This is a genomic window from Nocardioides sp., assembly GCF_050246775.1.
Taxonomy (GTDB): Bacteria; Actinomycetota; Actinomycetes; order Propionibacteriales; family Nocardioidaceae; genus Nocardioides.
Map to the genome: position 1 here is coordinate 1,187,757 of NZ_JBFWVK010000001.1, position 11,779 is coordinate 1,199,535.

An 11,779-nucleotide genomic window follows, 5' to 3' on the forward strand; every position below is an offset into this window, starting at 1 on the left:
GATGGTGTCTGGGATGGTGACTGGGGTGGCCATCGCGGCCAGCCCACTGTAGAAGTTTGTGAACGTGAGAACAAACTGGCGAGCGTGCCGTATGGTGCCGATGGCTACCACGGGTGACAATCCTCACCGCAGCGGGGTGGGCACGGACTCCTCAGGCACAGGGAATCAGCCGGTCAGGGCTGTGCGCAACCGGGTCTCGTCCACCCGCCAGAAGTCGTGCTGGCGGCCATCGACGAGGGTCACCGGGATCTCCTCGCCGAACTTCTGCTCGAGGTCCTCGACCCCGGCGATGCTGATCTCCTCGTAGGTCTCCCCGAGCTCGGCGCACACCCGTTCGATGACCGCGCGGGCGTCGTCACACAGGTGACAGCCGGGTCGTGTGTAGAGCGTGACGCGGCTGCTCACTCGTCCTCCAGCAGCGGTACGCCGCGCCGCCGCTCGGCCGCTCGCAGCCGTCCCTTCTGCACCTTGCCGGTCCCGGTGAGTGGGAGCTCCTCGACCAGCTCGACGCGGCTGGGCTGCTTGAACCTGGCCAGCCGGACAGCGCAGTGCGCGCGGACCAGGTCGACGAGGTGGTCGTCGGGATCCGCGCCGGTCACGTAGGCGACCACGGCCTCGCCGGTCAGCTCGTCGGCGACGCCGATGACGGCCGCACCGTCGACGCCGTCGACCTCGCGGATGACGTCCTCGACCTCGGAGGGATAGACGTTGAAGCCGCTGACGATCACCAGCTCCTTGATCCGGTCGACCAGGAAGAGGTCACCGGAGGGGTCGAGGAAGCCCACGTCCCCGGTGGCCCACCAGCCCTCGGCGTCGGGTCCCTCCGTGCCGTCGGGCCAGTAGCCGCTGAAGAGGTTGTCCCCGGCGATGAGGATCTCCCCCGGATCTCCGCCCTCCGGCGCGCGACCGTCGTCATCCACCAGCCGGATCGAGACCCCGGGCAGCGCTGCCCCCACGGAGCCTGACTGGACCTGGTCACTGCACAGGGTGCTGGTGACCACCGGGGCGGCCTCGGTGAGTCCGTAGCCCTGGTGCACCGGGATGGACGTCGCCGCGGTGAACCGGTCGGCGACCTCGGGAGACAGGGGGGCCGAGCCGCACAGCATCAGGCGCACCGATCCGAGGCGGGAGCCGAGGTCCTCGATCGGCAGCCAGTGCGCGAAGACCGGTGGCGCCACCGGCACCACGGTGCACTGCTCGGCCGCGATCAGGTCCAGGGCCGACTGGGGGTCGAACCGCTCCAGCAGCACCAGGCAGGCACCCTGGCGCAGCACCACGCCGAGCATCGCGTTCAGGCCATAGACATGGAACAGGGGCAGGACCCCGAGCACGATGTCCTGGGGACCGATCATCGGCGGCTCGATCGCGGCCACCTGCTCCACGTTGGCCAGCAGCGCGCGGTGGCTGAGCATCGCCGCGCGCGGTCGACCCGAGGTGCCGCTGGTGTAGAGCAGGGCCGCCAGGGACTCGGAGTCCCGCACCTCGGGGATCGCCGCCCCGTGACTGGCCACGAGATGGTCCCAGGACCGCTCGCCGGGTTGCAGGGTGGCGCCCACGACGACGACGCGGGGGCGCAGGCCCTCCTCGGGCAGTTGGGCCACCGCCGCGCGCACGGCGAGGACCGTGTCGGGGTCGGCGATCACCATCCGGGCCCCTGAGTCGGCCAGCATCCGGTTGAGCTCGTCCACCGAGGAGCGGGGGTTGACCGGTACGGCGACGGTCTGCGAGCGCAGGATGCCGAGGTAGGCCACGACGAACTCGATGCGGTTGCCCAGCACGATCATCACCCGGTAGCCGGCCACGAGTCCTGCCGCGCCCAGTCCGGCGGTGAACCGGTGCACGTCGTCGTCGAGCTCACCCCACGTGCGGGTGCGCCCCCCGCCCTCGACCAGAGCGCGCTTGTCAGGATGCTCAGCGGCGGCGCGGCCCAGCAGGTCGGCAACACCGGAGAAGTCAGCCATGGGCAGATACTTCCACACGTCCACACCACTAGTGTGAAGACGTGAACCCGCCGCCGCGCCACCAACCGGGCCGCCCCAGCGCTCGCCAGGACCTGCGCCGGCGCTCGACACTGGCCGGGGAGGCGGCCGCCTCGGCTGCCGAGGTGGAGAGTGCGCTCGACATCGCCGCCGACCCCACGGCTGCGGCCTTCTTCGACGTGGACAACACCGTGATGCAGGGTGCCAGCATCTTCCATCTCGCCCGCGGGCTGCACCGCCGCAACTTCTTCACCACCCGCGACATCCTCGGGGCGGCCTACAAGCAGATGTACTTCCGGGTCGTCGGGGTCGAGGACCCCGAACACGTCGCCGAGGCCCGCAACTCGGCCCTCAGCTTCATCGCCGGACACACCGTCCAGGAGCTGGAGGAGCTCGGCGAGGAGATCTTCGACGAGATGATGGCCCACCGGATCTGGCCGGGCACCAGGGCGCTCGCCCAGTTGCACCTCGACCAGGGCCAGCGGGTGTGGCTGGTCACCGCGGCACCGATCGAGATCGCGAACATCATCGCCCGGCGCCTCGGTCTCACCGGCGCGATGGGCACGGTCTCCGAGCACGTCGACGGCGTCTACACCGGGCAGCTGGTGGGCGAGATGCTGCACGGTCCGGCCAAGTCCGAGGCGGTCAAGGCCCTGGCCATCCGCGAGCAGCTCGACCTGAGCCGATGCTCGGCGTACTCGGACTCCTTCAACGACCTGCCGATGCTGACCATGGTCGGCGACCCCTGTGCGATCAATCCCGACTCCCGGTTGCGCGCCCACGCCAAGGAGCAGGGCTGGCGGATCCGCGACTACCGGACCGGACGCAAGGCAGCCAGGTTCGGCCTCGGGGTGGCGGCGGTCGCGGGCGCGGTCAGTGGTGCCGTGGCCGCCGGCCTGGCTGTCAAAGGACGCCGCCAGGGCTGATCCCCCGTCGAGGGAGGCGGATCAGGAGAAGACGGACGTGCGCTGCATGAGCAGGGTGTAGAGCGTCTGCTGGATCGTCTCGCGGACCTGGTCGGTCACGTTGAACACCAGCATCGGGTCATCGGCGGCGCCGCGCTCGTAGGAGTCGGTGCGGATCGGCTCACCGAACTCGATCAGCCACTTGGAGGGCAGCGGCACCATGCCGAGAGGGCCGAGCCAGGGAAACAGCGGAGTGATCGGCAGGTAGGGCACACCGAGGAGGCGGGCCAGGGACGGCACGTTGCCGACCAGCGGGTAGATCTCCTCGGCGCCGACCACCGAGAGCGGCACGATGGGGACCCCCGTGCGCATGGCAGCGGCCACGAAGCCGCCGCGACCGAACCGCTGCAGCTTGTAGCGCTCGGAGTAGGGCTTGCCGATCCCCTTGAACCCCTCGGGCCACACCCCGACGAGCTGACCGCCCGACAGCATGCGCTCGGCGTCCTCGTTGCAGGCCAGGGTCGCCCCGCCCTTGCGGGCCATGCTGCTCACCACGGGCATCTTGAAGACCAGGTCCGCGCCGAGCGGCCGCAGGAACCGACCGGTCTCGCGATGGATCGAGAACATCGTCATGAGCCCGTCGACCGGGACCGTGCCGGAGTGGTTGGACACGACCAGGGCACCGCCCTCGGCGGGAATGTTCTCCGCTCCACGGACCTCGATGCGGAACCACTTCTCCGCGATCGGCTTGAGGGACGCGAGCAGGAAGCGTTCGGTCAGCTCCCGATCGAAGCCGTACTCGTCGACGGCGTAGTCGCCGGCCAGTCGGCGGCGCAGGAAGGCCAGGAAGTGCGCGAGGCGCGGCTCCCAGTCGTCACCGAAGATCTCGCGCGCCGCGAAGCCGAAGGCCGAGAGCCAGTCGCCGACCGGGATCCCTGCCGACGGGGAACGATCATTCGCGGTGGTCGTCGAGCGGGGTGCGTCCTGTCCGGTGGCGGGCTGGGGCTCCGGTACGACGCTGATGGTGGGCGTCGCAGCCCCCGTCGTGGGAGCAGCCTGGGCGCCGGACCTGCTCTTGGCCTTGACCGGGCGAGGCGCAGGAGTGGCCCGCGAACGGCCACCGGCGTTGCCGGCGAGGCTGCGAGCGGCCGCCGACGGCTTCTGCTTGCCCGTGCCGCGCCCGGGTCGACCTCGAGTCCCGATCGGGATCACCTCGGCATCACCCACGGCCGACACCTCCCGCCTCGAGGATCCCGGTGACGCCGGCGAGCATCCGTTCGGAGGTGTGGCGGCCGTTGGGCACGCTGGCCGCGTAGTCGGCGAAGGCCTCGGCCGTGGTGAACCGCGGCTCGAAGCCCAGCTGGTGGCGCATCCGGGTGGTGTCCATGCCTCGACCGTAGGTCAGCAGGGCCAACTGCTCGGGTGAGAAGTCGGCCAACTTGGCCTGTCGGGCCAGCAGGCCCACCCGACCCACGGCGAACCGGGGCAGCGGCACGGCCTGGCGACCCAGTCGGCGAATCGCCTGGGACAACGTCAGGACGCCGTCACCGGCCACGTTGAAGGTGCCCGACACGTCATGGGTCACCGAGTGCTGGAGGACCGCCATCAGGTCCTCCTCGTGCAGGAACTGCAGGCGCGGATCGAAGCCGAGCACCGTCGGCATCACCGGCAACCGGAAGTAGGAGGCCATGGGGCTGACCACATGGGGGCCGAGCACGTTGGCAGCCCGGAGCATCGTGAGGCGCACATCGGGCCGCCGGCGAGCGAAGCCGCGGGCGTAGCCCTCGACCTCGTGGACGTCCTTGGCGTAGCCCGAGGTCGGCAGCCGCCTGGCCTCCATGTCCTCGGTGAACATCGCGGGGTCGCGGCTGCTGGCGCCGTACACCGTCGCGCTCGACTTGATGATGAGGTTCTCGAGACGGGGCGCCTTCTGGCAGGCCGCGAGCAACTGCATCGTGCCGATGACGTTGAGCTCCTTCATCGGGATCCGGCCACCGGTGCTGCCAGGAGTGGCGATCACGCTCATGTGCACGAGCGTGTCGACGTCCTCCTTGACGATGACCTTGGCGATCACCGGGTTGCGGATGTCAGCGCGCACGAAGGAGACGTTGCCGATGTCGCCGCGCGGGGGCACGACATCGACACCGATGACCCGGTCGACAGCAGGATCGTTCGCCACTGCTCGCGCGAAGCGGCGGCCGAGGTCGCGCGAGACCCCGGTGACCAGGACCACTCTGCCGACCCTGCCCATGGCGGCAGTGAGCTACTTGCCGAGCTTGCGACGCTGGACGCGCGTCTTCTTCAGAAGCTTGCGGTGCTTCTTCTTGGCCATACGCTTGCGACGCTTCTTGATGACAGAACCCACGAATAAACCTCTCGAAAACCATGCGGGTCGTACGACGACGGTCGAGACGACCCGCACAGCCTATCGGGCCACCCTCAGGCGGCAGAATCCAGTGGTCATTTGACCACGCCCGGACTGCTCGTCACACAACAAACCCGCACCACTCGGGCGCGGGCTGCTGCTGTGGGGCGGGGCTCAGCCCGCGTTGAAGAAGCTCTTGCGGAGGTATTCGTTCACGTCGCTCTCGACGACGCGGAAGGAGCGTCCAACGCGCACAGCGGGCAGCTCGCCACTGTGCAGCAGACGGTAGACCGTCATCTTGGAAACTCGCATGGTGGTGGCGACTTCGGCGACAGTCAGGAACTTCGCCTCAGAGATATCACCGTTCGACATGGGCACCGGCTTTCTGCGCGGCACGCCATCGGCTTCCCCGCCGATGACCCACGTCCCGCTCAGGTGAGAATAGGGTCTTGTGTGACTCATGGGGAAGGGGTTACTGAAAATTTGTCTCAGTTGTTTCGGCGTGGCGAGTTGATTCGCCCCAGATCGGCTCCCTAAGCGTAGGCATCCAGGCCGTGCAGAGGGAAGACCGCCTGCCGCGTGGCATGGATGGCCCGGTCGAGCCAGACCTCCGGATCGAAGCCTTCGTCCCAGTCCCGCCAGGTCGGGGTGCGGCCGTCGGTGAGCCGCAGGGGCGGCGTACACCCCAGGTCGTCGCGGACGTGCTCACGCCACAGCGGCGGGGTCTCGGTCTGGGGGTCCAAGGGAGTGCCGTTCACGATGCCCAGCAGGTGGGTCCAGGCGCGGGGCACGACCTCGACGATGGCGTAACCGCCGCCGCCGGTGACCACCCACCGGCCCTCGCAGATCTCGTGGGCCAGGTCGTGCAGGGCCAGATAGGTCGCCCGTTGGCCGTCGACCGTCAGCATCAGGTGGGCGAGCGGGTCCTCCAGGTGGGAGTCGCACCCGTGCTGGGTCACCAAGATCTCCGGCTTCCACTCCCGCAGCAGCGGCGGGACCACCGCATGGAAGGCCCGCAGCCATCCGGCATCGGCGGTGCCGGGCGGCAGTGCCACGTTGACGATGGTGCCCTCAGCCGCACCGCTGCCGCAGTCGGTGGCGAACCCGGTGCCCGGGAACAGCATCTGGCCGGTCTCGTGCAGTGAGATCGTGAGCACTCGCGGATCGTCGGCGAAGATGTGCTCCACGCCGTCGCCGTGGTGGACGTCGACGTCCACGTAGGCCACCCGCGTGGCGCCCTGGTCGAGCAGCCACTGGATGCCCACAGCCACGTCGTTGTAGATGCAGAAGCCGCTGGCCCGGTCCCGCATCGCGTGATGCAGACCCCCGGCGATGTTGGCGCTGTGGCTCGACTCACCGGTCCAGACCTGTCGGCAGGCCTCGACGCTGGCACCGACCACGTGCGCGGCTGCCTGGTGCATGTGGTCGAAGGTGGGGTTGTCGTCACTGCCGAGGCCATGCTCGACGTCGACGGTCCCCCGGCTCATCCGCTTGACCGCAGCGATCATGGATGGCGTGTGGATGGTCCCGATCAGGTCGTCACTGGCGACGGGCGCATCGACGAGGGTCGGCACCACGCCCAGCTCGCGGGCCAGCCGCATGGTCAGGTCGACGCGCAGCGGCGACATCGGATGCGTGGGCCCGAAGTCGTAGTCGGTCAGCGTCTCGTCGAACACGACCGTCGTTCTCCCGCACCCGGACATGTCGCGAGAGTAGCGCGTGTCACATCACCGGTCCCCCAGCTGTGCCAGACTGATGACGTGACGAGGACTCACAGCTCCCAGTGGTGGGCCGCCTGACCGGCGGACCCCTCCTCGTCGCGCACACGCGACACCCACGGCCGCCTCCGGGCGGCCGTGCTGCATTTCGGCAGGCACCCGAGGCGTCCATCACCCTCGAAAGGACCTGCGATGAACACCACCCTGTCCCTGCTCAAGCCGACCGGGCACCTGACCCTGGGCAACCTGCTGGGCGCCCTGCGACCCATGGCGCTGGCCCAGGACGGCTCCGACTGCTTCTACGGCGTCTGCGACCTGCACGCCCTGACTGTGGCCCAGGACCCCGCCCGCCTGCGCGCCAGCGTGCGCGAGGTGGCCACCCTGCTCCTGGCCGCCGGTCTGGAGCGATCGACCCTCTTCATCCAGAGCCACGTGCCGAGTCACAGCGAGCTGGCCTACCTGCTGGAGTCCACGGCCTACGTCGGCGAGCTGAACCGGATGATCCAGTTCAAGGAGAAGGGCCGTGGTCAGCCCTCCACCCGGGCCTCGCTGTTCACCTATCCGACGCTCATGGCCGCCGACATCCTGCTCTACCGCCCCACCCAGGTGCCGGTCGGCGAGGACCAGCGCCAGCACGTCGAGCTCACCCGCGACCTCGCGATCCGGTTCAACGCCACCTACGGGCCCGTCTTCACGGTGCCCGAGCTGGTCCGGCCCGCACTCGGGGCCCGGGTGATGGACCTGGCCGATCCGAGCTCGAAGATGGGCAAGTCGCACGCCGACGGCAGCGGGATCATCTATCTGCTGGACTCCCCCGACGTGATCCGCCGCAAGGTGGCCCGCGCGGTCACCGACTCCGACACCGGCTCGGACGCCGTACGCCGCGACCCGGTGAACAAGCCCGGGGTCACCAACCTGATCGAGCTCCTCGAGGCGGCCGGAGGCTCGCTGGAGTCCATCACCACCTACGGCGCCCTGAAGACCGCCACCACCGAGGTCGTCGTCGAGCTGCTGCGTCCACTCCAGGTCCGCTACGCCGAGCTCGCCCAGCATCCCGACCATGTCCAGGCCAGGTACGCCGCGGGCGCTGCCAGGTGCCGGGAGGTGACCGCCCCGGTGCTGCTGGACGCCCAGGCTGCCATGGGCATCGGGTAGTGGGACGAGCTTCACGAATCGGGACATAGGGGCATGATTCGGTAGCCTCCAGGCAATGAAATGGTCCTACCGACCCGCCCTGGACGGGGCGCGGGCACTCGCGGTCTACCTGGTCCTGCTCTTCCACTCGGGGATGAGCATCGTGGGCGGTGGGTTCGTCGGAGTGGACCTCTTCTTCGTGCTGTCCGGCTTCCTGGTCACCAACGTGCTGTTGAGCGAGGTCGACAACACCGGCTCGATCCGGTTGGGGCGGTTCTACGCTCGCCGGGTACGGCGCCTGCTGCCCGCAGCGGTCGTCGTCATCGTGGCGACGGCCGCGATGTTCGTCATCGTGGCCAGCGTGGTGCGCCGCCTCGTGTTCGTCGCCGACGCCCGCAGCGCCCTGCTCTACTACGCGAACTGGCACTTCCTGGGCCAGTCCAACGACTACTTCGCCACCACGGTGGACCGCAGCCCCTACCTGCACTTCTGGTCGCTGTCGATCGAGGAGCAGTTCTACCTGTTCTTCCCCATGGTGCTGCTCGGACTCATCTGGCTGAGCCGGCGCCGGGGCTGGGCCCTGCCCGTCGGCCTGGGGGTGCTCGCGGTCCTGTCGGTGGGCAGTCAGCTCTACTGGATGTCGGCCGACCCGAACCACGCCTACTACGGCACCGACGCCCGGCTCTACCAGCTCCTGGCCGGCGCCCTGCTGGCCGTGGTGATCCGGTCCGGGGTGACCGCCCGACTGGCGACCTGGATGGCCCCGGTCGGCCTCGCCCTGACCCTCTTCGCCGCCAGCAACCTGTTCGACGTCGTACCCACCTGGCGAGGCTTCCTGATCACCGTCGCCGGCGCACTCCTGATCACCGGCCTCATGGGCGAGCGGGGCCTGGTGCCGCGGATGTTCGCGCGGCCGGTGCCGGTCTATCTCGGCAAGATCTCCTACGGCACCTACCTGTGGCACTGGCCGGTCCTGCTGATCCTGCAGGAGCTCTTCGAGCTGCGCCCACTCGTGCTCTCGATCATCGGGGCCGCCCTCAGCACGGGGCTCGCCGCCCTGTCCTACGAGGTCTTCGAGATGCCGCTGCGCCGGCGGGAGGGGCCGCGCCGGATCCAGTGGCCGGTGGCCATCTCCGGGGTGACGGTGAGCGCACTGGTCGCCGTACTGATCATCCCTCCGCTGCTGGAGAGCGACCGCAAGCCGGCGCTGGCCGCGCCCGAGTTCGCCGCCTCCGGAGCCGCAGGAGCGGGCACCGCGAAGGACCGGGTCCCCGGCGACATCGACTTCGCGGCAGCCGCCGGCGACATCGGCTCCCAGCGCACGTGCACCACGGCAGCCGACTGCTTCCTCGTGAAGGGGGACGGGCCCACCATCCTGCTGGTCGGCGACAGCCACGCCCGGATGCTGTCCCCGGCCTTCAGGCGACTGGCCAAGGACAAGGGCTTCTCGCTCGCCGTCAACATCGCCACCGGCTGTCCCTGGCAGGCCGGCGTCATCAACGACAACCGCCCCCCGGAACAGCGCGACGCGTGCGTGGAGCAGCGAGGCGACTGGTACGACGAGGTGCTGCCGGAGATCAAGCCGGACCTGGTGGTGCTGGTCGAGCAGAGCTATGACGGCAACGACGAGAAGTTCGAGTCCACGCTCTCGCGTATCGGCGGCTCCGACGAGAGCCTCAACCAGTTGCTCTACAACACCACCCGCGAGACGCTCGACACCTTCAGCGACCTCGGGGTCCGCACCCTGGTCGTCAAGAACACCCTCAAGGCCGACGGGAGTCCGCTGGACTGCCTGGCGACAGCGAAGTTCATCAGCCAGTGCGCCGTGCCCGTCCCCCTCGGCGTCGACGCCAGCGACGGCTTCTACTCCACCGAGGACGTCCTGCGCGACGACATGTTCACCGTCGACATCAATCCCGTGTTCTGTCCCGATGCTCCGCTGTGTCGCCCGATCCTCAACGACGTGGTCGTGTGGCGTGACTACAACCACCTGACCGCGGAGATCGGCATTCACCGCCGCCAGAAGCTGTGGGGACAGATCGAGGACACCGGCGCTCTCGCCGGGTTGGGTTTCGACGGCGTGAGCTAGTCTCTTGAACACGTTCAAAACTCTGTGCTAGTTTGTCGTCTCCAAGGAATTGAACACGTTCAAGAATGGAGTTGCGACATGACCTGGACCGTCGGGACCTATGTGGTCTACCTGCTGATCGCCGTCCCGCTCACCATCTGGGTGGCCCGGACCCTCTCGCGCAACGGCGAGGTGTTCCTGGCCGACGTGTTCGAGGACAAGGCCGAGCTCGCCGGCGCGGTGAACCGGCTGCTGGTCGTCGGCTTCTACCTCCTCAACCTCGGATTCGTCATGCTCTACCTCCGCTCGGGCTCGGCCGTCGACGACCTGACCGGCCTGTTCGAGGCCATCAGCGTCAAGATCGGCGTGGTGATGCTGGTGCTGGGCGTCATCCACTTCATGAACGTCTACGTCTTCAACTCCATCCGGCGCCGCAGCCGGGCCGAGGCCCTGCGCACTCCCCCGCTCCCGCCCCAGGGCTTCGTGCCCCCGGCGATGGCCTATCCGAGCGCAGGGAGCTGAGCCATGCGCCTGACGGTCCTGTACGACGAGGACTGCGCGATGTGTCGGGGGTTCGGGACGTGGCTGGCCAACCAGCCGCTCCTGGTCCCGATCGACCTCGTCGCCGCCGGATCGACACAGGCCAGGAACCGGTTTCCTGGGCTCGACCACCGGCGGACGCTCGAGGAGATCACCGTCGTCGGCGACGACGGTGCCGTGTGGACCAACGAGCACGCCTGGGTGATGTGCCTGTGGGCGACCACCCAGCACCGCGCCCTCGCCGAACGGCTGGCCCGGCCCGCCTGGCTCCCGCTGGCCAAGGCGGCGGCGTACACCGCCGCGGGCATCAGGTCCCGCACCCGGAGCTCGGTGGGAGGCGACTACATTGACGACTGTGCCGGAACCTGCAGCCCTCTCAGCCAAGGCTGAACAGACGCGACAGGCGATCGTGGAGGCGGCCCTGCGGCTGTTCCGCTCCAGTGGCTACGACAAGACCACGATGCGGGCCATCGCCGGTGAGGCCGACGTCTCGCTGGGCAACGCCTACTACTACTTCTCCTCCAAGGAACACCTGATCCAGGCGTTCTACGACCAGGTGCAGCACGAGCACGCCGCGGCGGTGGCACCGCTGCTGGCCCGCGACCAGGGCTTCGTACGCCGCCTGGACGGTGTCCTCCAGGCGTGGGTGGACGTCGCGGCGCCGTACCACGAGTTCGCGGGCAAGTTCTTCCGCAACGCAGCCGAGCCCAGCAGCCCGCTGTCACCGTTCAGCGAGGAGTCCAAGCCGACCCGCGACGCCGCCCTCGGCATCCTCCAGGAGGTGCTGGACGGCGCCGACCTGAAGGTCGCGCCGGCGCTGCGACGCGAGCTGCCGGAGCTGCTGTGGCTGATGCAGATGGGCCTGGTGCTCTTCTGGGTCCATGACACCAGTGCGGACCAGCGGCGCACCCGGACGCTGATCACCCAAGCCGTCCCGCTCGTCGACAAGCTCCTGCGGATGACCCGGCTGCCGGTGATCCGCGGACTGGTCGACGACATCATCAGTCTGATCGCCAGCCTGCGCCAACCCGACCCCTCATCAGCAACGTCATAGCAACTGGTCGTCCGGG

Annotated in this window: 13 protein-coding genes; 6 read left to right on the plus strand and 7 right to left on the minus strand. The window is 68.9% G+C overall.

The window, feature by feature from the left end; genetic code table 11:
• Positions 1-165 precede the first annotated feature (165 nt).
• On the minus strand, positions 166-405 hold the full coding sequence (locus tag AB7I40_RS05590) for a glutaredoxin family protein (RefSeq protein ID WP_428344059.1): 240 nt from the start codon (positions 403-405) through the stop codon (positions 166-168).
• Positions 402-1,961 carry a class I adenylate-forming enzyme family protein gene (locus tag AB7I40_RS05595; RefSeq protein WP_428344060.1) on the minus strand — a complete coding sequence of 520 codons (1,560 nt, stop codon included), beginning with the start codon at positions 1,959-1,961 and terminating at the stop codon, positions 402-404. Before AB7I40_RS05595 ends, AB7I40_RS05590 begins: the two co-directional genes overlap by 4 nt.
• Positions 1,962-2,002: 41 nt before the next feature.
• Between AB7I40_RS05595 and AB7I40_RS05600 the strand changes: the two genes are divergently transcribed.
• Positions 2,003-2,905, plus strand: a complete 903-nt coding sequence (locus tag AB7I40_RS05600; RefSeq protein ID WP_428344061.1) for an HAD family hydrolase — start codon at positions 2,003-2,005, stop codon at positions 2,903-2,905.
• A gap of 21 nt (positions 2,906-2,926) precedes the next feature.
• On the opposite strand, the gene AB7I40_RS05605 is transcribed toward AB7I40_RS05600, so the two are convergent.
• From AB7I40_RS05605 to AB7I40_RS05625, 5 genes are all read right to left on the minus strand, one after another.
• Entirely contained in the window at positions 2,927-4,111 is a 1,185-nt protein-coding gene (locus AB7I40_RS05605; RefSeq protein WP_428344062.1) for a 1-acyl-sn-glycerol-3-phosphate acyltransferase, read from the minus strand.
• Positions 4,104-5,135, minus strand: a complete 1,032-nt coding sequence (locus AB7I40_RS05610) for an NAD-dependent epimerase/dehydratase family protein (RefSeq protein WP_428344063.1) — start codon at positions 5,133-5,135, stop codon at positions 4,104-4,106. Before AB7I40_RS05610 ends, AB7I40_RS05605 begins: the two co-directional genes overlap by 8 nt.
• 12 nt (positions 5,136-5,147) lie before the next feature.
• Complete coding sequence (locus AB7I40_RS05615) at positions 5,148-5,249, minus strand: 30S ribosomal protein bS22 (RefSeq protein WP_008356322.1); 102 nt, start codon at positions 5,247-5,249, stop codon at positions 5,148-5,150.
• Positions 5,250-5,423: 174 nt separating this feature from the next.
• Positions 5,424-5,711, minus strand: coding sequence for a helix-turn-helix domain-containing protein (locus AB7I40_RS05620; protein WP_428344064.1), 288 nt, complete (start codon positions 5,709-5,711; stop codon positions 5,424-5,426).
• Between the two features lie 71 nt (positions 5,712-5,782).
• Positions 5,783-6,952: an acetoin utilization protein AcuC gene (locus tag AB7I40_RS05625; protein WP_428344065.1), complete on the minus strand. Its 1,170-nt coding sequence runs from the start codon at positions 6,950-6,952 to the stop codon at positions 5,783-5,785.
• A 207-nt stretch (positions 6,953-7,159) separates the two neighbouring features.
• On the opposite strand from AB7I40_RS05625, the gene trpS reads away from it, so the two are divergent.
• The 5 genes from trpS (at position 7,160) to AB7I40_RS05650 (ending at position 11,763) form a co-directional block, all read left to right on the plus strand.
• Entirely contained in the window at positions 7,160-8,122 is a 963-nt protein-coding gene (gene trpS, locus AB7I40_RS05630; protein WP_428344066.1) for a tryptophan--tRNA ligase, read from the plus strand.
• Positions 8,123-8,177: 55 nt separating this feature from the next.
• The gene (locus tag AB7I40_RS05635; RefSeq protein ID WP_428344067.1) at positions 8,178-10,190 is read left to right on the plus strand and encodes an acyltransferase family protein; all 2,013 of its coding nucleotides are present in this window, start codon (positions 8,178-8,180) and stop codon (positions 10,188-10,190) included.
• Between the two features lie 78 nt (positions 10,191-10,268).
• The gene (locus AB7I40_RS05640) at positions 10,269-10,691 is read left to right on the plus strand and encodes a hypothetical protein (protein ID WP_428344068.1); all 423 of its coding nucleotides are present in this window, start codon (positions 10,269-10,271) and stop codon (positions 10,689-10,691) included.
• Between the two features lie 3 nt (positions 10,692-10,694).
• Positions 10,695-11,099, plus strand: a complete 405-nt coding sequence (locus tag AB7I40_RS05645) for a DCC1-like thiol-disulfide oxidoreductase family protein (RefSeq protein WP_428344069.1) — start codon at positions 10,695-10,697, stop codon at positions 11,097-11,099.
• A complete protein-coding gene (locus AB7I40_RS05650; RefSeq protein WP_428344070.1) occupies positions 11,065-11,763 on the plus strand; it encodes a TetR family transcriptional regulator in 699 nt (232 codons plus the stop codon). Before AB7I40_RS05645 ends, AB7I40_RS05650 begins: the two co-directional genes overlap by 35 nt.
• Positions 11,764-11,779: the final 16 nt, after the last annotated feature.